Here is a 25,310-nt window from a genome sequence, read left to right on the forward strand (position 1 = left end):
CCGATCACGACGGCGACGGCGTTCTCGAATATGCACAGAACCTTATAAGTAGCCCTGGCAAGACAGACGGCCTTTACTGGCCCCCCAACCAGGGAGATCAAGACAGTCCCGCCGGAGCCTTCGTCGAACAGGCCGCTCTCGAGCGTGCGAAGGCCGGGGACGGCTATTTCGGCTACCGTTTTCGGATCCTGAAGGGCCAGGGCGCCAACATAGCCGGTGGCGACTACAGCTACATAATCAACGGCAACATGATCGTCGGGTTCGCGCTCGTCGGATGGCCCGTCAAATACGGTGAGACGGGAGTGAAGACGTTCCTGGTGAGCGAGAAGGGCGTCGTCTACGAACGCGATCTCGGCACCAACACCGCCGCGGCGGTCGCGAAAATGACGCGCTTCAACCCTGACGAAAAATGGGACATCGTACCCAACTGATTTTGGCACCGCCCCGCCGATGGGAGTCATTTCGCAACGTTCGGACAAAATTCGAATGCGATGCGTCCTTTGCCGCCTGTGACTGGGAAAGACAAGCCTGCATTCCTTTCGTCCGTCTATGGCTACGAGTTGCCAGGCGCGAGCGGCGCTGCGATTGGCGCCTAAATTGAGACTTCTCAGACGACATCTGGGCGATGTTCGCCACTGCTGCAAATTCCGTAGCCGCCAGGCGCGACGAACCACCTCGCGGCGTCAGGAATAGGGTTCACGGACCCGATTTTGGAAACCGCCCCCCAAGCGAGATCACGAGTGTTGCAGTTCCGCACTCGACTCGCCGTTAAAGCAATGCTCCAGTAACAACAGGCTAAAGTTGGGAGTTGGCGATGTACTACGAGTGGAACGAAGCCAAAGCGAGACGGCAGTACCTGATCAAGTTCGCCTCGGTCTGGCTGGCAGCGATCGCGTTGGCATTTCTTCCTGTCTGGTGGTTGGTGCAGGAAACCACTTTCTAGTCTTGTCAGACGAAGATCTTGCCTGATCGGGAGACACCCAAGGGGTGAACTCGGCCGCAACGCCTACGCCTCTCAGAACTCTCGAAACAGTTCCTACCAGCTGTAGCGCCAGTTACCAACATTGGCGTACGTGCGATCGATGGTCGGCTGTGCTTTTATGACCCCGGCCAGAAAATGCGGCCACTTCCTGTGATAGTGTTCCGAGGTCCGTGCACACCCCTGCGGGCCTCATCCTTTGCGCCTCCCACCGAATGACTAGCCCTCCCCCTCAAACGGAGGCATCCTGCCCTTCGCCCCAATAGGTTATTCTGAAACTTGTTCGCAGTCCCTCTGTGAGCAGGGTTAACTCAGGGCCCCTCAGAACCCCGTCGAGCCTTGCGCTTCTCTGTTCTACAGCCAGGCCGCGACAATAGCCGCGGCCTCGGCATTTTCAGGAGGGCTTCGATTTCGGCTGCTCCCGACCCGCGATCGACATGTGCTTGAAGCCTCTGTAGTTCGGTTACATCCGCGTGTCATTTGGCTGCACGTCGAAGCCGCTATGTGACCTCCGGCGACTGTCGATCTGGGGGCTCTCGCATACAGATGGCCTCCTCGGCGCGTCGCGGCCGCTGAATGCCTCGTCGGCATGACCGTGGTGACAGCAGGCTGGATGATGCTTGGACGAGTGAGTGTGCTGGTGGTCAAGAACACTTGGAGGGCGCCTCAATGCCCCCTAAAGTCGGCCTGGACGCACTCCTCATCAACGGCGATGAGAACTGCGACAAACGCTCGGGCACAATTCCGGGCGCCCTGAGCCGGGGTAACATAAACCAGTGAACCGAAGGCGAGATGAGCGGGCAAGGCAGGGACAGGTTCAAGATTGCCATTCTGGCTGTTGCCCTTACCGGCCTTACGGTTGGGGCCAGCCTGAGGCTTGCCGGAAATGTTGATCTCGCCGAGATGGTCTGGGTCGCGGGGGTCGTTCCTGTCCTTGCCGTCCTAATCATCGAGATTGTCCGAAGCCTCTGGAGAGGCGAGGTCGGCCTCGACATCGTGGCGGCTCTGTCCATGTCGGCCGCGCTTGTCTTCGGTGAGACGCTCGCCGCGGCCGTCGTCGCGCTGATGTACACTGGAGGCACATTCCTCGAGAGCTTTGCCGAAGGCCGTGCCCGCCGTAACATGCAAGACCTCCTCTCACGCATTCCACGCACCGCCGCCCGATACCGCGACGGCGCGTTGGAAGAGGTGTTGCTCAACCAAATCGCGCCCGGCGACCTTCTCCTCATTCGGCAAGGGGACGTCGCGCCTGTCGACGGAACTGTCGAGAGCGCGCGCGCGGTCGTCGACCAGTCAGCCATGACAGGTGAATCGATGCCTGTGAGACTGATGCACGGGCAAGAGGCGATGAGCGGCTCGACCAATGTGGGTGATGCCTTCGATCTGCGCGCAAGCCGCCGCGCTGCGGAGAGCACCTATGCAGGAATCGTCCGTCTGGTCGAGGAGGCGCAGCGGTCGAAGGCGCCGATGTCTCGACTGGCAGATCGCTATTCGATCCTGTTCCTCGTCGTTACGGTCACGCTTGCCGCTGCCGCGTGGTGGATGACCGATGACCCAATCCGGGCCGTAGCCGTGCTGGTCGTAGCCACACCCTGCCCTTTGATCCTTGCGGTGCCGGTCGCGCTGGTCGCGGGCCTATCGAGGGCAACGCACTTTGGCGTGCTGATCAAGGGCGCGAGGGCCCTCGAGGCGCTCACGCAGGCCCAAACATTGATCCTCGACAAGACCGGCACACTGACGGACGGCCGTCCGCAGATTGTGTCGGTCGACACTTATGCCGACTTGCAGCCGGGTGAAGTGCTTCGCTTGGCTGCGGCAGCCGATCAGGCATCGAAGCACCCCATGGCACAGGCGATCGTTGCCTCGGCACGCGCGCAGGGCATGCCCCTGCCAATACCGACGCATATCGAGGAAGTTCCAGGAGACGGGGTCGCGGCTCAGGTGGACGGCCGATCCGTCGTCGTGGGCGGGACAGATTTCGTGATCAGCAAGATTGGCAGATCGCGGGCTCCGGATCAGGAATCCGAAGCGGGCTCTGTGCTGGTCGCGGTCGCGGTGGACGGCCAGCTCGCGGGAAATCTGGTCCTGTCCGACCCGTTGCGCCGGGAAACGGCAGGCTTCCTTTCCGGCATCCGCCGCAGTGGCATTAGACGGATTGTGCTTGCCACAGGCGACCGTCACGCCGTCGCCGAGGCCGTTACTGAAGGGCTCGGGCTTGATGCCGTCCGCGCCGACCTGACGCCCGACCAGAAAGTTCTTCTGGTGCTGACCGAACGCAAGAACGGGCCGGTGATGATGGTGGGCGACGGCGTCAACGACGCTCCCGCATTGGCGGCCGCCGATATCGGCGTAGCAATGGGAGCACGGGGGGCGGCCGCCTCCGCCGAGGCTGCTAGCGTTGTTCTGCTGGTTGACGACCTCGGTCGGCTCGTTTCGGGGCTAGAAGTGGCTAAGCGATCACGCGGGATCGCGCTCGAAAGCGTCTTCGCGGGCATCGGTCTTTCCATGGCCGGAATGGTTGCCGCAGCCCTTGGCTACCTCGCGCCAGTCCAGGGCGCGCTCCTTCAGGAGGCAATCGATGTTGCGGTCATCCTGAACGCCTTGCGCGCGCTGCGAATAACACCAAGAAACGTGTCGGCAGTGGGCACACGGGTTAACCCTGTCGAGCTCCAATCCCAGGCAGAACGCTACGGTGCCTCTCAATGACTAGCCTCTCCCTAGCTGAGACGCATATGGTGTCTCGACGCCGATCTGCATCGGCGATGCACGCGGCAATACCTTTGAGGGACCGGAAGCCCGTCATTGAAAGCCTCAAATTGCAAGATGTCAGAAAGGTTTAGGCTGAGCGCCGAACGCGGTCTCGATCTGCCGCGAATATTACAACCAGAAACTTATTTTGAGACGACACGGCCACTAAGTCGGGTAGGCTGCTTCCATGAGGGGGTAGCTGGAATGAACTCGGAAGCGCGAGACTATGGACATCAAACCGACTGGCAAAGCATCGCCATGCTAACGATGCCATTGGCCATTGCCGTGGTTTCGTTTGGATGTCAGTTTTTCCTGTAGATATCTCATTATGGAAGGCTCCGCGCTTTTGCACCACAACGCTGCAGCGCAGTGACTTGCATCGTATTGGACGCCCCTAGACTGTCACAAGGAGAGCGTTGCCCGAGGCGGTTGCGTTCTATCCAGACAACCTCATTTTAAGCTCGACAAGCACAATCCGAGGAAATTCGCTGCACCCTCGCGCGACGAACTGGCGCGGCGCCCACTGCGCAGCGATTTGATGGCGAGTCCGAAAACTCCACCGCCATGTCGCGCTGGACAGCTTTGTAGATAATCGCTGCCCTCCCTGGGGTCCTCAAGCTTGCGCTGGGTCAAGGTGCGAAACAAGCGGGCCACCTGTTCCGAACGCGGCATCATTGGAAACAGCGAAAGCGACTCCAGATGTATTTGGCGACGTTTACTTCGAGCCATATTCACTTACCTAAAGGGCAGAATAGCCCGAGAATTTAAGGGAGCTGCCTGGGCAACCTCCTCGCAGCAGGCGATACCGGCAGCTGCCTTTTGACGGAGGAGAAAATGACCGATAGCCGCTCAGATCCGAAGGGACCCGATCTCGCCCTCGGAATAGCACTCGACAACCTTCCCGATGGAGGCAAGCTGGTTGGTCACAAAGACGGCGAGCCCGTGCTTCTCGTGCGTCGTAGAGCAGAGATATTTGCCGTTGCCGCCACCTGTTCGCACTATGGCGGACCGCTGGTCGACGGCCTGGTTGTCGACGACAGTGTTCGTTGCCCCTGGCATCATGCCTGCTTCGACCTGCGAACCGGAGAGGCCCTGCGCGCACCGGCCCTGTCGCCGCTCACGTGCTGGTCGGTCGAGCAGCGCGGCGATAGAATTTTCGTTGGCGATAAACGCAAGAAATCGTCGCAAGCCTCGCGCGATAGCAATGCCGAGGTCTTGCCGGAAAGAATCGTCATCGTCGGCGGTGGCGCGGCGGCTTTTGCCGCAGCCGAAAGACTGCGGCGCGAACAATATCAGGGCGCCATCGTCATGATCAGCGACGACGAGGCGTTGCCGGTCGACCGCCCCAACCTCTCGAAGGACTATCTTGCGGGCAAGGCTCCCGAAGACTGGATCCCACTGCGCACGGAAGGCTTTTATGCCAAGAACGGCATCGAGGTACGCCTCGGAACGAAGGTTGCCGACATTGATGTCCGCGCCAGAGAGGTCGTGCTCGCCGATGGCGGCCGGGTCGCCTTCGACAAATTGCTGCTAGCGACCGGCGCCGAACCGGTGCGCCTCAGCATACCGGGTGCCGACCAACCTCATGTCCACACACTGCGCTCGCTTGCCGACAGTCGCGCGATCATCGCGCAGAGCGGCGCGGCGCGCTGTCGTGCTGGGCGCCAGCTTCATCGGCCTCGAGGTCGCTGCCGCGCTTCGGACCCGCGGTGTCGAAGTGCATGTCGTGGCGCCTGAGGAACGGCCGATGGAACGGGTGCTAGGTCCCCAGATGGGCGACTTCATCCGCGCCCTGCATGATGAACATGGTGTCGTCTTCCATTTGAAAGATACCGCTGCGAGCATCGGCGCCAGCGAGGTTTTGCTGACGAGCGGCAGCACGCTGACTGCCGACCTGGTCGTTTCCGGCATCGGCGTGCGCCCGCGGGTCGATCTCGCCGAAAGAGCGGGGCTTACCATCGATCGAGGTGTCCTGGTCGATGCCTATCTGGAGACCAGCGCGCCGGGGATATATGCGGCCGGCGATATCGCGCGGTGGCCCGACCCCCACAGCGGCGAGAACATCAGAGTTGAGCATTGGGTCGTGGCCGAGCGGCAGGGTGCTACCGCTGCGCTGAACATGCTCGGACGCCGGAAGGAGTTCACGGATGTGCCGTTTTTCTGGAGCCAGCATTACGACATCCCGATCAATTATGTCGGACACGCCGAGAGATGGGACGCGATCGAGATCGAGGGCGCCATTGCTGCGAAGGACTGCCTCCTGCGCTTCACGCACGGCGGACGCGTTCTGGCGGTTGTCACGATCTTCCGCGATGCGGAAAGCCTCGAGGCAGAACTGGCGATGGAACACAACAAGGCATAACGCGCGTAATTGTTCTATGCCAACCCGGATCTCTCCTGTCGCAAAATAGCGCCGTGGAGTTGATCCATAAAGCAGCACCGTGTGGGCTGCCGACGTGGGCGTCACGCGCGCCGCTGTAATGGCTGCCAACGGCTTCACATGTTGATCCAGGCGCCCGACCTGCAGTGCAAGATGGGGCTTTTCCGTCCCGCGACAGCGAGGTGCCCTGAGTTGACAAATGGCTGACTGCCCATAATCTGCGCGTACGCCTTTTAGTTCGCCGTTTTTTTCGTGGTGAGGTTCATGCCCATGGCAAAGTGCATGAGACGATTTCTGCTGGCGAATGTTGCCCTGTGGCTTTCCGCGATCGCGGCCGGCGCTGCGACGCTCGATACGGTCACCCAGCGCGGCAGTGTGCGTATCGGCTACATTACCGACGAGGCGCCCTTTTCCTCCGTCAAATCGGGCGCCGATCCGACGGGATATGCCATCGACCTGTGTGGCAAGATCGCCGACGAAATAGAGTATCGGGTTCCGCAACTGAAGCGCGAATACGTTGAAATGACGCTCGCCAACGGCTTCGATGCAGTGAAAAACGGACAGATCGACCTGCTTTGCGGCGCGATCACCGTCAATTTGAAGAGGCGAGAAATCGTTGACTTCTCACAGCCAATCTTTCTGACGGGGGCGACCGCGTTGCTCCGCAAAGATTCGCCTAACTATCTGCAGACTCTTTTTCTCGAGAAGCCCGCTGTTCGCCCGGTCAGCCAGCGTGTCCCCTCCACACGCGTAATCGGGGTGCGGGCAAGCACAACAACTGGAACGACCCTGCGCGAGGCGTTGGCCATCCAAGCCTCGAAGACGAAGCTTTCCGATTTCGAAACGCACGAGGACGGGCTTAAGGCGCTGGAGGATCACAAGATCGACGCCTATATCGCCGATCAGGTGCTACTCATCAGCCTGGCCAAGAGGGCACGCGATTCATCGTCGCTCGAGATCGGTGATCGGCTCTTTACGCATGAACCCTATGCAATAGCGCTGCGTCGCGACGACGCCGACTTCCGCCTGCTGGCCGACCGTGCGTTGACGGCATTCTATCTGTCGGACGATTTTCTGCCGCTGCTGGAAGGCTATTTCGGATCCGAGGCGCCGATGCTGCACACGCAAATCATCATGGAGCATGTTCCCGATTGATTTTAATCACCTCAATCAAGGGATTACACAAGCAGCTGCACCGCCTTGCGGAACGACCGACCGCAAAGGGGTATCCTGATGGCTAATGCCCGCCGCGCCCGAGAAGATGGGCAGCCAACCGCCAGGTGTGATGCGCGATTCGCTCGAGTCGTCGAGCGGCGTCGATCCGCGCGAAGGCACTTGCAGCTACCAGCTCTCCCAGTGCAACCGAGGCAAGAGTTGTCGCGCGATGGTCCTGCTTCAGCGCGCTGAGTTCTTTTGCCGCCCGTTCGGCGTCCGAAAGCGTCGCGGCGACCTCGGGTGACACGCTCCAACCGATAGCCGCGGCCTGCGCGCTGAGGGCGGTTTCAGAAGTGATCGAGCGACCAATCGCTTCGGCCGCGATCGTCACACGTGCGCATAGCTCGGTCGCGCGGCGTTCGAGAACGGCTTCGACCGGCCGGCCGGGGAGTTCCCCCTCCTCCAGGACGTCCGCAAGGCGCGAAGCGTGATCGAGCGCGTGCAGCATGCTCGTCATGCGCAACCGCTCATCCTCAGTCTCGGGCGGCTCCTTCAATTCGGAGAGAAAATCCCGTATCTCCGACAGCACAATGCCGGTCGAAACGCCTCCGGTCGCAAGCCTCGTCGGGCCTGAGAGCGCAGCAGAAACCGAGGCAGTGTTCATCGCGAGGACGTCCGCCAGGACGCGCCTGACCGTCTCGATCGCGATGACCGGACTGGCAAGGGCGCTTGGATCAAGCGCGCGCTGAACGGCTGTCTGCCTCGACGGCAACATACGCTCGACAACGCGGGTAAACCATTGCGTCACCGGAAGCAGCACCGCAACCCCTACGACGTTATAGGCCGTGTGATAGGCAGCAAGCTGCGTCATCCCGTCGACCGACGCGGAAAAGCGTTTCATCAGTACAGTCGTGAACGGAAAGGCGATGATCGCGATAAGCGCCGCGATCATCTTGAACAGCACATAGGCCAGGGCGAGGCGCTTGGCCGTCGTGCTGGCGCCGATCGCGGCTAAGGCGGAACTCGTCGCCGTCCCGATATTCTGGCCGATGATCAGTGCTGCGCCTTGCTCCAGGCTCACTGCCCCGGCGTAGAAGGCGGAAATGGTCACGGCGATCGCCGCCGTCGAGGACTGCATGACCGCCGTCATCGCCAAGCCAACGCCGATCAGCATCATGAGGCCAGCCAAACCCGCACCCCAGCTAACTCCCGGAGAACCAAGCACCGAGGGCAGATCGGACGGATGCAGCGTCTCCGCCAGCCCCCCCATGCCCTGCTGCAGCGTCGTCAGCCCGTAAAGAATGAGCGCGAAACCCGCAAGCGCACTGCCCCCCGCCGCGATCCTCCCGCCGCTCAGTAGCTTGGCCAGCGCTCCGATGAATATCATCGGCAGCGCGTAGGCTGAGAGCGAGACTCTCACGCCGATCAGCGCAACCAGCCATCCCGTTCCCGTTGTGCCGACATTGGCGCCGAAAACGAGCCCAAGCCCCTGCGGGAAGGTCAAGAGCCCGGCGTTGACGAGACCGATCGTCGTCATCGTCACCGCGCTCGACGACTGGACGAGCAAGGTGACGACAGCGCCCCAGAAAGCGCCGGAGAGCGGCGTGGCGACTGCCGCGCCCAAGGCGGTCCGTAACGCCGATCCCGCCAATGCCTTGAGGCCGTCGGTCATGACGGTCATGCCGAGGAGAAAGAGCCCAATTCCACCGAGAATGGCAACCGCTGTCGACATCGGCGTTTGGCTCCCTTCGCTTCGCTCTTTATCTCTTCAAGCTAATAGGACCAACCTCGCCGTGCAAGCGGGCTTGGAATGCCCTTCCTTTGGGTGAGTGAGCACACGGGAAAGCCAACGCGCGGCCTTCGATTCGGTGCTTATCTTTTCCGGATCTGATCCGCGGCGGCCGGCCTCCCCCTTGCCTCTCCTTGCCGTAAGAGGATGCTTCTCCGCCAGTTGTTGCGACTCAGCGGCTTGCAAAAAACCTGTTGGCGGGCCGAGATAGGCCAAGGTGTTCACGTAGCGTCGCACCCTCGTAATCCCTCTTGAAAATGCCTCGTCGCTGCAGCTCGGGTACAAGCCGATCAACGACATCGTCGAGACCTTGGGGAAGGTAGGGGAAGACGATGTTGAAACCGTCGCTGCCGCGTGCCGTCAGCCATTGCGCCATCTCATCGGCGATCGTTTCCGGCGTTCCTACGAACGCAAGGCCCGCGTAGCCCCCATAGCGCTGCGCGAGCTGCCGAACGGTCAACTGCTCTTCCTGGGTGAACTTCAGCACTTGCGCGCGGCCGGTCTTGCTGGCGTTCGTCTCGGGTATCTCAGGCAGCGGCCCGTCCGGATCGAAGCCGGAAGCATCATGACCAAGGGCGATCGAGAGCGAAGCGACGGCGCTGTCATAGTGAACGAGGCTGTCGAGCAGCGCCCGTTTCGCGCGCGCCTCCTCAATGCTGTCGCCAATGACGATGAAGGCGGCCGGCAGGATCTTGAGGCTATCAGGATCGCGGCCGACGGCGGCCATCCGCCCCTTGATATCGGCATAGAGTGATTGCGCCGCCGGGAGATCGCGCGGCGAGCAGAAGACGACTTCGGCTGTCTCGGCGGCAAGCTGGCGGCCCGGCTCTGACTGCCCCGCCTGCACGATCACCGGCCATCCCTGAGGCGGGCGGGCAATATTGAGCGGACCGCGCACGCTGAGCTCCTCGCCCTTGTGATTGAGGACATGCATTTTGGTCGGGTCGAAAAACTGGCCACTTTCCACGTCGCGCGTAAATGCGTCGTCGGCGAAACTGTCCCAGAGGCCGGTGACGACGTCGTAAAACTCGCGGGCGTGGCGATACCGTTCGCCGTGTTCGACATGTTCATCGAGGCCAAAATTCAGCGCGGCGTCGGGATTAGCCGTCGTCACAATGTTCCAGCCCGCGCGCCCGGCGCTGATATGGTCAAGCGAGGCGAAGCGGCGCGCAACGTGATAGGGCTCGTCGAAGGTCGTCGAGGCTGTCGCAACGAGCCCGATCCGATCGGTGACGGCGGCAAGCGCCGACAGCAGTGTGAACGGCTCGAAGGAGGTTACCGTCTGGCTCCTCTTCAGTGCCTCCACAGGCATGTTGAGCACGGCCAGATGATCAGCCATGAAGAAGGCATCGAACTTCGCCGCCTCCAGCCTTTGCGCAAACTCCTTTAAGTGCTTGAAGTTGAAGTTCGCGTCCGGGTAGGCGCCGGGATAGCGCCAGGCTCCGGTATGCAGACTGACGGGGCGCATGAAGGCGCCGAGATGCAATTGTCGCTCGTGTGCCATCAAGTCGTCCCGCCTTATGCCTGCCCGTGCCCGCCGGCTACGCCTGCGGCTGCTTGGTCTTGCGCAGGTACGGCAGCACCGTGTCAAACGATCCGAAGCGCGTTACCGCGTCCTCGTTGGAGACGGCAGCCGTGATGATGACGTCATCGCCCTGCTGCCAGTTCGCCGGCGTCGCGACCTGATGCTTTGCCGTCAACTGAATGGAGTCGATCGCGCGGAGGATCTCGTTGAAGTTTCTCCCCGTCGTCATCGGGTAGGTGAGGATCAGCTTGATTTTCTTGTCCGGGCCGATGATGAAGACGGAACGAACGGTTGCGTTGTCAGCTGGCGTGCGGCCTTCCGACGTTTCTCCGGCTCCAGCCGGCAGCATGTCGTAGAGCTTGGCAACCTTCAGGTCCTTGTCGCCGATCAATGGATAGTCGACATCGAAGCCGGTCGCCGTCTTGATATCGCTCTTCCACTTGCTGTGGCTTTCCACCGGATCGACAGAGATGCCGATGATCTTGGCGCCGCGGCTGCGGAATTCGGGCTCCAGCCCTGCCATCGCCCCAAGCTCGGTCGTGCAAACCGGCGTGAAGTTCTTCGGATGCGAGAAGAGCACCGCCCAGCCGTCACCAATCCAGTCGTGGAACTGAATGGGACCCTGCGTGGTGTCGGCGGTGAAATCAGGGGCAATATCGTTGATGCGGAGGCTCATGAGTCGTGACCTTGTTGGAAATGGCGCTGGTGTTCAATGACCGGCGATTCTGTAGTCGTTTTCTGGCGCTGTTCAAGCACTTGTGCCACGATGCCGGTGATTAATGGCCGCAAAGTTCGCGTGCCGACCAGTTGGCATCGTCGATGACATCGACTACCACGCGGACGAGGCCTCTTTACCAAGAGACGGCTTTTTCGGCGGTATCTTATCAAGATGCCGCGTTCTGGCTTTCAGGGTTTCAAAGGCACGGTAGCCCCCCGGCCACCGGCCATAGCCGCTGGCGACATTGACGTGCCCGGCCAGACCGGCATTGCGAAGCTCGCTGCCCCAGAGACGGGCAAACAGTGTCAGGCGATCGAGCGACATATAGTGATCGTTCAGACTGCCGACGACGATACTCGGAAACGGCAGCTCGGCCGTCGGCATCGTACCAAACGCAATCTGCCCGGGATGCAGCTTCTCGGTCACCAGCAGGTCGCACGGCGCCACCAGCAGCGCTCCCCTCACCCGCGCCGCAGAAGGCCGCCCGGCAAGGCTTGCCGCAAGCAGACATCCAAGACTGTGAGCAACGATATATGCTTCACCGGCATCTTCGAGCACGGCCTCGAGCCTCACCCGCCAGACGCTGAGGTGCGGATGATCCCAATTGTCCTGCTGGACGAGGCGACTTTCGGGATGATCCCGCAGCCATGCGGTTTGCCAGTGCGCATCTTCTGATCCGAAGAGCCCGGGAAGAATTAGTACTGGCGCCATCATCAATCCTTATCCGCATCGTGTGAAGGAGTATCTGTTCCTAGAGAACGCCGAGGGTGATTGCGAAGAGGAACCCGAAGGCGAACACCGTCGCCGCGGAAGCGGCCACATCCGCCGCGGCATCGGCACGCCGGCTACGCGGAGCAATATGGCGAGCATCGAAAACGGCCATGACGATCCCTCAGTACCAAGGCGCCGGAGACGAGCTCCAATAGTAGATTTCATAGTCGCGTGCCGTCAGTTCGCGGTCGCCATGCGGCTCGCACCGTGGCGCGGCTGCCGGTTGGGAAGGACCGATGAGGACCATCGACCGGAACCAAAGAAGAAGAGACTGCATCATCGTTTTCTCCTTGCCGCACCTCAGATCAGCTGGTTGCGCCTCGCATTCGAAAGCAGGTCCGCGGCGCTGGCGACGGGGCCGAACAGCATCAGCAGTCGATTTTGCTCGCGCATCGTCAGCCGATAGCGACGCGCAAAGTCGAAGACGCTCCAAAGCTCGCTCCCCATCGCCCGTTTCTCCGCACTGTCCATGCCACCATTCCTCCAAATCTCATTCGGCCGCCTGAAGCGAGGTCCTTGCCGACGGGACGAAAGAGAAGGCTGCCAGTTCGTCGACGACAGAACCGATACGGCCAGACAGCGCCTCCGAAGCGATTTTGTAGTCGACGAAATCGCGGTCAGCGGCATAGACGGCCGTCGGCAACGTGTGGGCCATGAAGAATCCGAACAACGGCCGCAGCTGATGCTCGACAATCAGGGCATGGCGGTCTCCGCCTCCGGTGGCAGAAATGATGATGGGCTTCGAGCGCAGTTCGCTCGGCTCGATTAGATCGATCAAGTGCTTGAACAGGCCGGGATACGAGCCCTTGTAGGTCGGCGAGCCGATGACCAGGACATCCGCCTTGACGATATCATCAAGAACCTGGCTGGCCTGTTCATCCAGGTCGCGACGCCAGAGCGCAGTGCCCAGCGACGGACCGACGTCCTTCAGATCGTAGATCTTGCTTGAAAAGCCGTAGTTTTCAGCAGCAAGCCCCGCAATATGCTCGACCAGGGCATAGGTCTTGGACGGACGGTTAAAGCTACCGGCAATACCCACCAATCGCAGCGACATAGATCTCTCTCCTTTGTTGTTAGACCGAATATTGTCTATAAATTTTATGAACAAAAGAAATGACGTTCCGTTATCTAGGAGAACCGTGAAATTCGATGCCCTCGGGCGCGCCGTCACGCAGCGGCTTCTGCAACTCTCCTAAGCTGTTGAACAGCAAACCTACGAGGCGGCAGAGAGCGACGGCCAGACCGTGTAATCGCGTGCGCCTGCTACGGCCCGGCCGTTCAAAAGTTCCAAGGCGTGCCGCAAGCTTTCTGTCTGGGCATACGCGTTTTTCTTGGAACCTTTGGCCGCGCCGCTCGTTTTTTTGATTGCAGCGTTTGAAATCCGCGCTGCCGGACCAGCATCGCATATGTAGGTTCGTCAAAAAGGCCCGGTGGTTTCTATCCCGCCGGGCTTTTCTTGGTCCCTTCCCCCGCTTTTTCTCCTTCGATTGTCGTTCGTTTTGAACAACTTGCGGTCTCGAGCATTAACTATCGTCAGCAACCAGGAAACAACCCAATGACGATCACCGCCAAAGTTGCCGCCGCCCTATGCATGCTCATGGCACTGAGTTCTTGCGCAAACACGATCAAGGGCATTGGGCGCGATACGGCCAATACCGTCAATGCGACCCAGAACGCCGGCAATCGTGTAGCGAATGCTGCGTCCCGCTAATCTCGTTGATGGCTTCGCCGCCAACAACCGGGAGCATGCTTCCGGTCTGAAACCGCCGAGACGCGTTTTTTGGTGGACAGCCTGAGCGCGTTCGAAAGGAGCGTTTCAATCTCTTCGCGTTAATCGACGGAAATAGCCGGCGGGCCTTGAAATCGCATCGATCGAAGCAAAGATTCGTCTGGATGCGATGGAGGCCTAGCCATGTCGAACTATAAAGAGGAAAGGCGGTTTCGGTGTCAGGACGACAGAGGGAAAACCTATGTCGTCATTCAGCAGATCAGGATTTCTGGCCAAAACGCGCCTTCGCCCAAGACCGACTATATGACCGAGGAAGGCGAGATCGTGAATCGACTCGATGAAGATCATTTTCTGCTCCTGCTCGATGGGCAGGTACTGCACATTCCCCATATCTCGGATACGGATCACTGAGCGGTGACGGCACGACAGAAATGGCGCGCCGCTGACTCCAGGTGCTTTCGCTGCGTCTGCCGCCGACCAAACTCAACCGAATCATGATTCGGCGCGATCATCCGCATGACTGGGACATGAACGCCGGTTTCAGTGCGCATTCATTCGCCACATCTAATCTGCCCAACCATCAGCGCTCCGAAGGCGTTGCGTTAACAGATACAGATGGAGACCGATCATGAGAAAGCTAGTTGTTGCAGCCGCCGGACTAGCGACGCTGCTCGTAGCCTCACCGGCTTTCGCGGACGGCGTATACTTCGAGTTCGGCTCCGGCCCACGCTATTATGACGATCCGCCTCCGCCGCGCTACTATAGGCACGGCCCGCGCTATGCGTACGACGATGATGGCGATGATTATTATCGCCCGCGTTATGCGCGACAGGTGTGCTGGGACCAGCCCTACCAGAAAAAGAGCCATCACCACTACATCACCAAATACAGGACAGTCTGCCGCGATCGCTAACATGCAGTGCGGAAGGCAATGATGGTGCGCCCGGCGGCGCACGATCACCGGTTCCGCATCCTGCGTCCTCCCTTCCTTTTTCAACGAAAGCGCAAAAAGGTGATTGGCCCGGATGGTTAGGTTGCGATAGGACTTCGCGCATCATTGCCTGCCGCCGGAGTGCCTAAGTGTCGATTGCCGATATTTCCTTGTTGAGCGCCCTTTTTGCCGGCGCGCTGTCGTTCGTGTCGCCCTGCGTCCTGCCTCTCGTTCCCCCCTATCTCTGCTATATGGCCGGCATTTCCGTCGAGCAGTTTCGCGGTGGCAGCGCCGTTGCCGTTGCCCCGGACGCGCGGCGGGGCGTGCTGTTTTCGGCGCTTTTCTTCACACTCGGCTTCGCGACCGTTTTTGTGGCGCTCGGCGCTGGTGCATCCAGCATCGGCATGGCGCTTCGCCAGCATCTCGATCTCCTGGCAAAGATCGGCGGCCTGATCATCATCGTCATGGGTTTGAATTTCCTCGGAGTCTTCCGGATTGGAATTCTGGCCCGCGAGGTGCGCTTCCAGGGCAGCGGCAAGCCCGCGACGCTGACCGGTGCCTATATCATGGGCCTGGCTTTCGCTTTTGGCTGGACACCCTGCATCGGTCCGGTACTCGGTGCGATCCTTGGCGTTGCGGCCTCGCGGGAGACGGTTGGCTCAGGTGCTGGGCTGCTGGCCGTCTATTCCCTCGGCCTTGCCATCCCGTTCTGGATCGCCGCTGGCTTTTCCGGCGCCTTCATGAACTTCCTGACGCGCTTTCGCCGGCATCTCGGAACGGTCGAGAAAGTCATGGGCGTATTCCTCGTCCTGACCGGCCTCGCCTTCATGTTCGGTTTCGTCAGTGACGTCGCAATCTGGTTCCAGCAGACCTTTCCAATCCTGATGAAAATCGGCTAAGCCGAAATCACCCCGAAGAAAGTTGCATTTGGAATAGCCGTTGTTCGATATTGTCAGTCTGCTCCTGCCGTTCTTCGGCCTGATCCTCATTGGCTATATCGCAGGCAAGGTGACGAAGCAGCCGGCCGACGCGCTCGGCTGGATGAACACCTTCATCATCTATGCAGCGCTGCCGGCGTTGTTCTTCAAGCTCGTCTCACGCACGCCCTTCGAAGATCTGACAAGGATCGACTTCATCGCCACCGATCTCGCGGCAACCTATTCGATCTTCATTGCACTGTTCGCGATCGGTCGCTGGATCCGGGGTAATTCGCTCGCCGACTGCACGATCCAGTCGTTTGCCGGCGCCTACGGCAACATCGGCTATATGGGGCCTGGCCTCGCTCTGCTGGCGCTCGGCCAAGCAGCGGCCATACCGGTCGCGCTGATCGTCTGCCTCGAGAACGCGCTGCACTTTATCGTCGCGCCGGCGCTGATGGCAGCGGCAGGCGATGACCGGCGTTCCGCGGGACGGCTGGCGATCGACATTACTCGGAAAGTGGCCTTCCACCCCTTTATCCTGTCGACGGCGTTCGGCTTCGTTGCTGCCGGCTTTCACATCGATCAGCCGGCCGCATTCCAGCATTTCGTCGACTATCTCGCGCAAGCTGCCGCCCCCTGCGCTTTGTTTGCCATGGGCGTCACGCTGGCGCTTCGGCCGGTGAGGCGCATACCGGCCGAAATCGGCTATATCGTTCTGGCGAAGCTCATCGTGCACCCGATTGTCGTCTATCTCGCGCTGACCGCCATCGGTGGCTTCGAGCCGGTCTGGATATATGCCGCGGTACTGCTTGCCGCCCTGCCGACGGCAACCAACGTCTTCGTCATCGGGCAGCAATATGGCGTCTGGAAGGAACGCGCTTCGGCAACGATCCTGATCACGACGGCGCTTTCCGTCGTGACCGTCTCGCTCTTCCTGATTGCGATCAAATCAGGCTTTCTTCCGGCTTAGCTTTTCGTTGATCGCGCCGGGAATATCGCGGAACGAACGACCAGGCTCGATGCCCTCACGCATGACAATGCTGCGCAGTGGGGCGAGTGCCGACAGAATGTGCAGGCCGGCAGCGCGCATCATCTGAACAGGCAGGAAATCGGACAATAGCGAGCGATTAAGAAGATCGACGCTCGCGGTGCGGCTCATGATATCGGCGCGACGCTTCCGATCGAAACGGTCGCCGGCATCAGCCGCGATCGGCAGTTCGGGTCGCGTGCAAAGAATGTCCTGAAGCGCCATGACATCGCGCAGGCTGAGGTTCAGCCCCTGCGCGCCGATCGGCGGGAAGACATGCGATGCCTCGCCAATGAGGGCAATCCGCCCCTTGCCGAAGCGATGGGCCATCATGCCTGATAGAGGCCAGAGCTGCACACCTTCCTCGACGGTCACCTTACCGAGCAGTGACTGCATGCGCTCCTCGACGACATTGCTCAGTTCAACGAGCGAGAGTTCATTGCGGGCGACGGCATCCGATGGGTTCTGGACCCAAACGAGGCTGGAGCGATTGGCGGGCAGCGGCACCTGAGTGAAGGGTCCGCTTTCCGTATGGAACTCCGTCGAGATATTCTCATGCGGCAGCGAGTGTTCGAAGTTCAGCACCATGGCCGACTGCCGATAAGACCAGGTGCGAACGTCGATGCCGGCGGTTTCGCGCAGCTTCGACTTGCGCCCATCAGCGCCAACCGCGAACGTCGCCGACAGGATTTCGCCATCGGCAAGCGTGACCGTCACCGATTCGGTGCCGATATCGATCACGCCGGCAAACGACGTAAAGCGCGTGATGTTCCCCTCACCGGCGATCGCGGCCTCCAGCACCCCCATCAAGGCTTTGTTCGGGAAATTGTAGCCGAAGGCCTCAAGATCGAGTTCGACCGAACGGAATGTGGTGATCGGCGCCCGCAGCAGGCGATTCGTGCCGTCGATGATGCGCATGGTGGAAAGCGGCGCGGCCGCTGGCCGCAACTTTTCCCACAACGTCAACCTGTCGAGGAAACGGATCGATTGATCCATGAGCGCGGTCGTGCGCCGGTCCTGGCTCGGCGATGGCGGGGCAACGAGAGCCACGTTGCGTCCGCCGCGAGCCAAGGCGATGGCGGCGATCATGCCAGCAAGCCCGCCACCGATCACCGCGATTTCAAAAGTCTTCATTGCACCGTTCCGTCAATTCTTTGACGGCGATCCGGTGCTTATGCAGCCGGCTTCGCCTGACGGCGCCAACTATAGCCCTTGCCAGCGTCCGCGTCACGCACAGCCGGTTGATAATGATGCGGAATTCCCGGCAGGCGATGTTCCGTGAGGCGCTTTATCGCAGTCTCGTTGGTGACAGCGAAGCTGTCGATGCCGACCCGCTGCATCAGCGGAATCTGGTCGATCAGCACGTCGCCGACGGCGCGCAGTTCGTTGGTGTATCCAAGGCGGTCGCGCAGGAGGGATGCATGGCTGAAGGCCCGGCCATCGTTGAACGCCGGGAAGGCGACAGCGACGATCTCAAGCCGATAGAGGTAGGGCTCGAGCTTGCGAATATCGTCCGCCGGCTTGATCAGCACGCCGAAGCCGACCTCGTTGCTCTCGTCGGCCCTGGCGATCAGCTCGTCCAGGCCGAGAAGGGGCTTCTGCCCCTCGCCTGCCTTCACCTCTTCAGTCTCGATCACCCAGGGATCGTTCTCTACGAAGCCGGTTTCTCTCCAGATCTTGGTCATCGTCCCCTCCTTACGCCGCTTCTGCCGCCGAACCATACAGCGCGTCCTTGAACGGCTGAGGACCAACGCGGCGATAGGTTTCGAGGAAGATCTCAGACGGCTCCTTGCGGATTGTCAGATAGGTGTTGACGATCGTTTCGATCGCGTCGGTCACCTTGTCGGGCTCGAAGCCGCGGCCGATGATCTCGCCGATCGACGTATGCTCGTCGCCCGAACCGCCAAGCGTGATCTGGTAGAGCTCAGCGCCCTTCTTCTCCACGCCCAGCAGGCCGATATGGCCGACATGGTGATGGCCGCAGGCATTGATGCAGCCGGAGATCTTGATCTTCAGCTCGCCGATCTCAGCCTGCCGATCCGGATCGCCAAAGCGCCGGGAGATTTCCTGCGCAACAGGAATGGAGCGCGCATTGGCGAGCGCGCAGTAGTCCAACCCCGGACAGGCAATGATATCGGTGATCAGACCGGCATTGGCCTCGGCGAGGCCGATGGCGACGAGACCGCGATAGACCGCTTCGAGATCGGCGAGCGCCACATGCGGCAGGATCAGGTTCTGCTCGTGGCTGACGCGGATTTCGTCGAAGGCATATTCCTCAGCGATATCGGCAATGGCATCCATCTGGCTATCCGAAGCATCGCCCGGAATGCCGCCGATCGGCTTCAGGGAGATCGTCACCATGCCGTAGTCGGGATGCTTGTGCGGCTGCACGTTCTGCTGCACCCAGCGAGAGAAAGCCGGATCGGCCTTCTTCCAGCGAGCGAGATTTTCCCAGCCTTCGGCGCGATCCTGCAGGGCCGGCGGCGCAAAATAGGCGGCGATGGCTTCGACATCAGCTTCCGGCAACTTCAGCTCGGATTCCTTGAGTTCCGCGAACTCTCCCTCGACCTGACGCGCCAACTCTTCCGCGCCTGTTTCGTGCACGAGGATCTTGATGCGAGCCTTGTATTTGTTGTCGCGACGGCCATGCAGGTTGTAAACGCGCACGATGGCTGTCGTATAGGACAGCAGGTCCTCTTCCGGAAGGAAGTCGCGGATCAGCTTGGCGATCATCGGCGTGCGGCCCTGGCCCCCACCGACATATACGGCAAAGCCGATTTCACCCTTCTCGTTCTTCTTCAGATGCAGGCCGATGTCGTGGACCTGGATCGCGGCGCGGTCACGTTCGGCACCGGTGACGGCAATCTTGAACTTGCGCGGCAGGAACGAGAATTCCGGATGCACCGAGGACCACTGGCGCAGGATCTCGGCGTAGGGGCGCGGATCCGCGATTTCGTCGGCGGCTGCACCTGCAAAATGGTCGGCAGTAACATTGCGAATGCAATTTCCCGACGTCTGCAGAGCGTGCATCTCAACGGATGCCAGCTCGGACAGCGCATCCGGGATTTCGGAGAGCTTCGGCCAGTTGAACTGCAGGTTCTGGCGGGTCGTGAAGTGGCCGTAGCCGCGGTCGTACTTGCGCGCGATATGAGCGAGCATCCGCACCTGGCGCGAGCTCAGCGTCCCGTAAGGAATGGCGATACGCAGCATGTAGGCGTGAAGCTGCAGATAGACGCCGTTCATCAGGCGCAGCGGCTTGAACGCGTCTTCGGCAAGCTCACCGGAAAGGCGGCGCTGCACCTGGTCGCGGAACTGCTCGACGCGCTCGGCGACAAAAGCGTGGTCAAATTCGTCGTAACGATACATCTGCTTCCTCAGACTGCGATGAATGCGGGGTCGGCGGGCTTGTAGCCCGGCGCGTATTCCATGGTTGGGCCCTGGGCACGAATGCGTTCGCGCAAGCGCAGCGGCCACAGCACGCCGTTGCTCTCCTGAACCTCGACGACGGCTACGTCCACGACCTGATTGTCGGCATAGGACTTCTTGCCAATTGCTTCCAGCGCATCGACGGCTTCTGTATGGCGAGCAACAAGGGCTTCCTGCAGCGAGGTCACCCATTGGCCGTTGGCGTTCAGCCAGACGGCGATGCCATCCGTCAGTCGGTTGGCAGTCAGGACCTTGTCCACCATGTTCAGCTCCTTGCAAATTCCTCGGACCGGGCGCGTTCGCGCACGAGCGGTTCCGACAGTTCGAAATTGGCGCCTGCTACAGCATCGCCGATAATGACCATAACCGGGCCGGTCAACTCGTCACGGTGCTGCAGATCAGGAAGATCCCGCAGAATCCCATGCAACAGCCGGCGATTGGGACGGCTGGCATTCTCGATGACGGCGACAGTGGTTTCTGCCGGAAGGCCAGCCTGCATCAGGCGCTCGGCGACGGAAGCGGCGACGGTGCGCCCCATATAGACGGCGATCGTTGCGCCTGAGACGGCGAGGCTTGCCCAATCCGGCAGGACATCACCCGTCAGATCGTGGCCGGTCGTGAAGACCAGCGAGGATGCCACGCCACGCAACGTCAGCGGCAACTCGAAATCGGCGGCGGCGGCGAAGGCCGAGGTGATGCCGGGGACCACTTCATAGGAAATGCCCGTAGCCCGCAGCGCTGCCATTTCCTCACCTGCCCGGCCGTAGACCAGCGGATCGCCGGACTTCAGGCGAACCACGCGCTTGCCTTCGCGACCGAGATATACCAGCAGATCGTTGATCTCTTCCTGCGACTTCGAATGGCATCCCTTGCGCTTGCCGACCGACAGGCGCTCGGCGTCGCGGCGGCCCATGTCGACGATTTCCTGCGGCACGAGGGCATCATAGACGATGACATCGGCCTCCATCATCACGCGCTGGGCGCGCAGCGTCAGCAGGTCCGCAGCACCCGGCCCGGCGCCGACGAGCCAGATGTGCCCCTCGACCTTCTCAGCGGACCGAAACAGGCCGTTGGCTGCACGGCGAGCCTGCGGCAGGTTCTCGCTGGCGACAGCATCGGCGACCGCGCCGGAGAAGAAGCGGCGCCAGAACAGGCGGCGCGCAGCGCCCTTCGGGACGAGATGCTCGACGGTCTTTCGATAGCCGATGGCAAGATCGGCCAGCCGCCCAAGTGATGGTGCAAGAAGTTGATCGACCTGTGCACGGATCATCTGTGCGAGCACCGGTCCCGCGCCTTCGGTGCCGATAGCGACAGCGACCGGCGCGCGATTGACAAGAGCAGGCGTGAAGAAATCGCAGTAGTCAGACTGATCGACGGCGTTGGCGGGCACCTTTTCGGCGCGCGCGGCCTCAACGATGGCGCGATCCTGCGCCGCGTCTCCGGTCGCAGCAAAGACGAGTGTTGCCCCACGGACTTGCTCGTCCACAAAAACTGCGCGCACCGTCTCAATCCGATTGGCGATCAGATAGGCGTGGTAATCGGCCTCAGGATGATCGGTATAGGCAACAACCCGTGCCTGCGTGTTCAGCAGCAAGCGAACCTTGGCGAAAGCCTCGTCGCCATTGCCGAAGACGGCCGCGATCCTGCCCTCGACGCGAAAGAAGGCAGGGAATACCGACAGTTGTTCAGTCTTGGGAGACATCATCAATCCATTTCGAAGTTGCCGGAATATGCACTCTCTGCCCAGGCAAATGAAGAAACAGAAATTCCAATGCCCGCGCGCGCACGTATTCTTTTACTCGCTCTCTCAATGATTTGAGTAAAAGTCACCGGTGCGGCGCAGCGGACACACCTGCGTCTGCCGCAGCGCAGCAGAAAGGCTGTGACAAATCCCGCTCCCCGTCGAAATCGGCATTTGCCTCGCCTGCCGCTACCGGTAGAGTGCGGCCACCAAGGAGAAAGCCATGTCCGACCAGACCATCGCCGCCCGCCTGCTCAACGTCATGGAACAGGACATCCTGCCGATGACCGAACGCGGCGTCGCTGCCGGCAACAAGGTGTTCGGCGCTGCGATCCTGCGCAAGTCCGACCTCTCGCTCGTCATCGCCGAGACCAACAACGAGCTTGAAAATCCGCTGTGGCATGGCGAGGTGCACACGCTGAAGCGCTTGTACGAACTGGGCGAGAAGCCAGCCACCAAGGATCTCATCTTTCTGTCGACGCACGAACCCTGCACCATGTGCATGTCGGCGATCACCTGGGCCGGGTTCGACAATTTCTACTATTTCTTCAGCCACGAGGATTCGCGCGACGCCTTCGCCATTCCTCACGACCTGAAGATCCTGAAGGAGGTTTTCGGTCTGGAACCGGGTGGCTACAGGCGCAGCAATGCGTTCTGGAACAGCTTTGCCATTGCCGATCTCGTCGAGACCGAAGAAGAGCATTTGAAGGCCGAACTGAAAACACAGACTGCGCGCATCAAGGCGCGGTACGATGCGCTCTCGGAAAGCTACCAGGCGTCGAAGAGCGACAACGATATTCCACTGAACTGAGTGACCATGGAAGCCTCAAAAGACATTTCGCGCCTGATCGAGATCATGGCCGCGCTGCGCAATCCGGCAACCGGCTGCCCCTGGGACATCGTCCAAACGTTCGAGACGATAAAGCCCTACACGATCGAGGAGGCCTATGAAGTCTCCGACGCAATCGAGCGCAATGACATGGACGACCTCTGCGAGGAGTTGGGCGACCTGCTGCTGCAGGTCGTGTTTCATGCGCGCATGGCCGAGGAAGCGGGAGAATTCTCCTTTGGCGACGTCGTTGAGGCAATCACCCGCAAGATGATCCGCCGCCATCCGCATGTCTTCGCCCGTTCTGATGCCGACACGCCCGATGCGGTGAAGAAGCAGTGGGACGACATCAAGCAGGCAGAAAAGCGCGAGCGCGCCGAACGGCGAGCCAAGCGCGGCGTCAGCGAGGATTTCAAGGCGGGGTTCCTCGGATCGGTCCAGCGGAGCTTCCCTGCCCTGACAGAGGCGCTGAAGCTGCAGGAACGCGCTGCAAAGGTGGGCTTCGATTGGTCAGCGCCCGAACCGATCCTCGACAAAATCGAGGAGGAAATCGGCGAGTTGCGTGTCGCCTTAGCGGAAGGCGATCAAGCAAAGGTCAGTGATGAGCTCGGCGACCTCATCTTCGCCGTGGTCAATATCGGCAGGCATGTAAAGGCTGACCCGGAAGATTCCTTGCGCGGAACGAATACAAAATTTCGTAGACGTTTCAGTCATATCGAAGCCGTTCTTGACGCGGAAGGCGAAACTTTGGACGCGGCGAGTCTGGAGCGGATGGAAGAAATCTGGCAGGCGGCGAAGGCTATCGAGCGGCAACTGGGCTGAGCCGACATCCTTACCTTGCATGAGGCCCAGTCCGGGCGTAATGCAAAGCCCGCTGCAGGGAGCTCTAGCGTTCCCAATCCTCTTTCGCGACTTTCGGCCCGTTGCCCAGGCGGCGCTCCAGTTCGACCGCTTCGGTTTCCGAGAGACGTACATCGAGCGTGATCGACCCGTCCTCGTTGTCCTCGCGGTTATCGACGATCGCATGATCGTAGAGCCAAGGCAGCAGCGCCAACTTGTCGACAGGCAAGCGCACAGTCGCTTCGGTCAGCACGCCTGACAGTCTGCGGCTGATCTCTCCCATCAGCGTATCGATACCCTCGCCGCTGATTGCGGATAGGGCGACGACGTTCTCGGCACCACTCGCCTTCTGGACGATGGCATCGTGCGCTTCCGGCTCAAGGCGATCGATCTTGTTCCAGACTTCGATGATGCGCTTGTCGCCCTCTTCCTCGTCGATGCCGAGGTCCTTCAGGATGCGGAGCACGTCGGCACTCTGCGCCTGATTGTCGACGTCGGACATATCGCGGACATGAAGGATCAAGTCGGCTTCCAGCACTTCTTCCAGCGTAGCGCGGAAAGCGGCGACGAGGTGGGTCGGAAGGTCCGAGATGAAACCGACGGTGTCGGAGAGGATCACCGTGCGGCCATGTGGCAACTTCATTCGGCGCAGCGTCGGATCGAGCGTTGCGAACAGCATATCTTCGGCCAGCACGCCTGCCCCGGTGATCCGGTTGAACAGTGTCGACTTGCCGGCGTTGGTATAGCCGACGAGCGCCACGATCGGATGCGGCACCTTCTTGCGCTTGGCGCGATGCAGCTGGCGGGTGCGGACCACCTGTTCCAGCTCACGCTCGAGCTTGACGATGCGGTCCTGCAGCAAGCGACGGTCGGCTTCGATCTGGGTTTCACCAGGACCACCCATGAAGCCGCCACCGCCGCGCTGACGCTCAAGGTGGGTCCAGCTGCGAACCAGACGGCCCTTCTGATAGTTCAGATGAGCTAGATCGACCTGCAGCGTGCCTTCCTTAGTGGAAGCGCGACGGCCGAAGATCTCGAGGATGAGGCCAGTGCGGTCGATGACCTTGGCGTTCCATTCCTTCTCGAGATTGCGCTGCTGTACCGGTGTCAGCGGATGGTCGACGATCACGAGACCGGAATCATTCGCATCCAACGTCGCCTTGATCTCTTCGATCTTGCCCGTGCCCATCAATGTTGCGGGTCGCGGATCGCTGACGGTGACGATCGTGCCATTCACCACATCGAGGTCGATCGCCTGCGCAAGACCGGTCGCCTCTTCCAGGCGGCTCTCGGGCGTGCGGGTGACCACAGGCGCAGCATCGCCCGCACTGCGTCCGGCGCGCCCCTGCTTGAGCAGGGGCACGACGACGGTCGCGCGCATATCATCCCGGTGCTTGGCTGCTTCCGGGATGATCGAATCGTTTTTGGTATCGCGTGTCGAGATAATTGCAGGTCCCGTTAGGAAGCAGCTTCTTCGCTTTCGAACATCTGCATCGGCTGGCCGGGCATGATGGTCGAGATTGCGTGTTTATACACGAGTTGCGAATGGCCGTCACGGCGAAGCAGAACGCAAAAATTGTCGAACGAGGTGACAACTCCGGTCAGCTTCACGCCATTGATCAAGAAGATTGTCAGTGAAATCTTTTGTTTGCGTACAGTATTGAGAAATAAGTCCTGCAGATTCTGAGAACGTTCCGCCATCGCGCCGCTTCTTTCTTTATTGCCGGCTTCATTCCGCCGGTGAAATACTAATCAACCTCGCCTGCAGGCAGCCGACAACCCTCATCCCATCTGCCCAGAAA

The 25,310-nt window shown here is 60.6% G+C and carries 26 protein-coding genes and 1 pseudogene; 12 read left to right on the forward strand and 15 right to left on the reverse strand.

Annotation, left to right across the window (positions count from 1 at the left end; translation table 11 throughout):
- From C934_RS0122030 to C934_RS0122055, 5 genes and pseudogenes are all read left to right on the forward strand, one after another.
- A partial coding sequence (locus C934_RS0122030) for a DUF2950 family protein (protein WP_018858764.1) occupies positions 1-431 on the forward strand: 431 nt, incomplete at its 5' end.
- Between the two features lie 383 nt (positions 432-814).
- A complete protein-coding gene (locus tag C934_RS36210; RefSeq protein ID WP_018858765.1) occupies positions 815-943 on the forward strand; it encodes a hypothetical protein in 129 nt (42 codons plus the stop codon).
- Positions 944-1,771: 828 nt separating this feature from the next.
- Entirely contained in the window at positions 1,772-3,685 is a 1,914-nt protein-coding gene (locus tag C934_RS32360) for a heavy metal translocating P-type ATPase (protein WP_018858767.1), read from the forward strand.
- Between the two features lie 876 nt (positions 3,686-4,561).
- A pseudogene (locus tag C934_RS32365) lies at positions 4,562-6,089 on the forward strand (FAD-dependent oxidoreductase).
- Positions 6,090-6,389: 300 nt separating this feature from the next.
- Positions 6,390-7,262 carry an amino acid ABC transporter substrate-binding protein gene (locus tag C934_RS0122055; protein WP_018858768.1) on the forward strand — a complete coding sequence of 291 codons (873 nt, stop codon included), beginning with the start codon at positions 6,390-6,392 and terminating at the stop codon, positions 7,260-7,262.
- 82 nt (positions 7,263-7,344) lie between these two features.
- Here C934_RS0122055 and C934_RS0122060 read toward each other — a convergent pair whose 3' ends face one another.
- The 8 genes from C934_RS0122060 to msuE all read right to left on the reverse strand — a co-directional run bounded on the left by C934_RS0122060 (position 7,345) and on the right by msuE (position 13,119).
- Positions 7,345-8,994, reverse strand: coding sequence for a Na/Pi cotransporter family protein (locus C934_RS0122060; protein ID WP_018858769.1), 1,650 nt, complete (start codon positions 8,992-8,994; stop codon positions 7,345-7,347).
- A 229-nt stretch (positions 8,995-9,223) separates the two neighbouring features.
- Complete coding sequence (locus C934_RS0122065; RefSeq protein WP_018858770.1) at positions 9,224-10,555, reverse strand: LLM class flavin-dependent oxidoreductase; 1,332 nt, start codon at positions 10,553-10,555, stop codon at positions 9,224-9,226.
- Positions 10,556-10,592: 37 nt separating this feature from the next.
- Positions 10,593-11,252, reverse strand: a complete 660-nt coding sequence (locus tag C934_RS0122070) for a peroxiredoxin (RefSeq protein ID WP_018858771.1) — start codon at positions 11,250-11,252, stop codon at positions 10,593-10,595.
- A gap of 153 nt (positions 11,253-11,405) precedes the next feature.
- The gene (locus tag C934_RS0122075) at positions 11,406-12,005 is read right to left on the reverse strand and encodes an RBBP9/YdeN family alpha/beta hydrolase (protein WP_026371995.1); all 600 of its coding nucleotides are present in this window, start codon (positions 12,003-12,005) and stop codon (positions 11,406-11,408) included.
- 40 nt (positions 12,006-12,045) lie between these two features.
- Positions 12,046-12,177, reverse strand: a complete 132-nt coding sequence (locus tag C934_RS36215) for a hypothetical protein (RefSeq protein ID WP_018858773.1) — start codon at positions 12,175-12,177, stop codon at positions 12,046-12,048.
- Between the two features lie 9 nt (positions 12,178-12,186).
- Entirely contained in the window at positions 12,187-12,345 is a 159-nt protein-coding gene (locus C934_RS34795; RefSeq protein ID WP_018858774.1) for a hypothetical protein, read from the reverse strand.
- A gap of 20 nt (positions 12,346-12,365) precedes the next feature.
- On the reverse strand, positions 12,366-12,536 hold the full coding sequence (locus tag C934_RS35235; RefSeq protein WP_018858775.1) for a hypothetical protein: 171 nt from the start codon (positions 12,534-12,536) through the stop codon (positions 12,366-12,368).
- A 19-nt stretch (positions 12,537-12,555) separates the two neighbouring features.
- On the reverse strand, positions 12,556-13,119 hold the full coding sequence (gene msuE / locus C934_RS0122095) for an FMN reductase (RefSeq protein ID WP_018858776.1): 564 nt from the start codon (positions 13,117-13,119) through the stop codon (positions 12,556-12,558).
- 501 nt (positions 13,120-13,620) lie between these two features.
- Between msuE and C934_RS0122100 the strand changes: the two genes are divergently transcribed.
- The 5 genes from C934_RS0122100 (at position 13,621) to C934_RS0122130 (ending at position 16,615) form a co-directional block, all read left to right on the forward strand.
- Positions 13,621-13,776: a hypothetical protein gene (locus C934_RS0122100; protein ID WP_018858777.1), complete on the forward strand. Its 156-nt coding sequence runs from the start codon at positions 13,621-13,623 to the stop codon at positions 13,774-13,776.
- Positions 13,777-13,977: 201 nt separating this feature from the next.
- Positions 13,978-14,205, forward strand: a complete 228-nt coding sequence (locus C934_RS0122105) for a hypothetical protein (protein WP_018858778.1) — start codon at positions 13,978-13,980, stop codon at positions 14,203-14,205.
- 217 nt (positions 14,206-14,422) lie between these two features.
- Positions 14,423-14,707 (forward strand): hypothetical protein, encoded by a 285-nt coding sequence (locus C934_RS0122115; protein ID WP_018858780.1) that lies wholly within the window; start codon positions 14,423-14,425, stop codon positions 14,705-14,707.
- Positions 14,708-14,874: 167 nt separating this feature from the next.
- Positions 14,875-15,624: a cytochrome c biogenesis CcdA family protein gene (locus tag C934_RS0122125; RefSeq protein WP_018858781.1), complete on the forward strand. Its 750-nt coding sequence runs from the start codon at positions 14,875-14,877 to the stop codon at positions 15,622-15,624.
- Between the two features lie 40 nt (positions 15,625-15,664).
- The gene (locus C934_RS0122130) at positions 15,665-16,615 is read left to right on the forward strand and encodes an AEC family transporter (protein WP_018858782.1); all 951 of its coding nucleotides are present in this window, start codon (positions 15,665-15,667) and stop codon (positions 16,613-16,615) included.
- On the opposite strand, the gene C934_RS0122135 is transcribed toward C934_RS0122130, so the two are convergent.
- Genes C934_RS0122135 through cysG form a run of 5 tightly spaced genes read right to left on the reverse strand, consistent with a single transcriptional unit; the run spans position 16,595 to position 21,800 of the window.
- Complete coding sequence (locus tag C934_RS0122135; RefSeq protein ID WP_018858783.1) at positions 16,595-17,806, reverse strand: UbiH/UbiF family hydroxylase; 1,212 nt, start codon at positions 17,804-17,806, stop codon at positions 16,595-16,597. The two genes, C934_RS0122130 and C934_RS0122135, sit on opposite strands and share 21 nt — an antisense overlap.
- A 38-nt stretch (positions 17,807-17,844) precedes the next feature.
- A complete protein-coding gene (locus C934_RS0122140; protein ID WP_018858784.1) occupies positions 17,845-18,357 on the reverse strand; it encodes a DUF934 domain-containing protein in 513 nt (170 codons plus the stop codon).
- A gap of 10 nt (positions 18,358-18,367) precedes the next feature.
- On the reverse strand, positions 18,368-20,038 hold the full coding sequence (locus C934_RS0122145; RefSeq protein WP_018858785.1) for a nitrite/sulfite reductase: 1,671 nt from the start codon (positions 20,036-20,038) through the stop codon (positions 18,368-18,370).
- 8 nt (positions 20,039-20,046) lie between these two features.
- Positions 20,047-20,361 carry a DUF2849 domain-containing protein gene (locus C934_RS0122150; protein WP_018858786.1) on the reverse strand — a complete coding sequence of 105 codons (315 nt, stop codon included), beginning with the start codon at positions 20,359-20,361 and terminating at the stop codon, positions 20,047-20,049.
- A gap of 2 nt (positions 20,362-20,363) precedes the next feature.
- The gene (gene cysG, locus C934_RS0122155; protein ID WP_026371996.1) at positions 20,364-21,800 is read right to left on the reverse strand and encodes a siroheme synthase CysG; all 1,437 of its coding nucleotides are present in this window, start codon (positions 21,798-21,800) and stop codon (positions 20,364-20,366) included.
- Positions 21,801-22,062: 262 nt separating this feature from the next.
- Here cysG and C934_RS0122160 point away from each other — a divergent pair, with 262 nt between their 5' ends.
- Complete coding sequence (locus C934_RS0122160; RefSeq protein WP_018858788.1) at positions 22,063-22,650, forward strand: nucleoside deaminase; 588 nt, start codon at positions 22,063-22,065, stop codon at positions 22,648-22,650.
- A 6-nt stretch (positions 22,651-22,656) separates the two neighbouring features.
- Entirely contained in the window at positions 22,657-23,490 is an 834-nt protein-coding gene (gene mazG, locus C934_RS0122165) for a nucleoside triphosphate pyrophosphohydrolase (RefSeq protein ID WP_018858789.1), read from the forward strand.
- 64 nt (positions 23,491-23,554) lie between these two features.
- On the opposite strand, the gene hflX is transcribed toward mazG, so the two are convergent.
- Both hflX and hfq read right to left on the reverse strand, forming a co-directional pair.
- A complete protein-coding gene (hflX, locus tag C934_RS0122170) occupies positions 23,555-24,889 on the reverse strand; it encodes a GTPase HflX (protein WP_018858790.1) in 1,335 nt (444 codons plus the stop codon).
- 77 nt (positions 24,890-24,966) lie between these two features.
- Entirely contained in the window at positions 24,967-25,209 is a 243-nt protein-coding gene (hfq, locus tag C934_RS0122175; RefSeq protein WP_003539403.1) for an RNA chaperone Hfq, read from the reverse strand.
- Between the last annotated feature and the right edge of the window lie 101 nt (positions 25,210-25,310).

The organism is Rhizobium sp. 42MFCr.1 (assembly GCF_000377185.1).
Classification (GTDB): domain Bacteria; phylum Pseudomonadota; class Alphaproteobacteria; order Rhizobiales; family Rhizobiaceae; genus Rhizobium; species Rhizobium altiplani.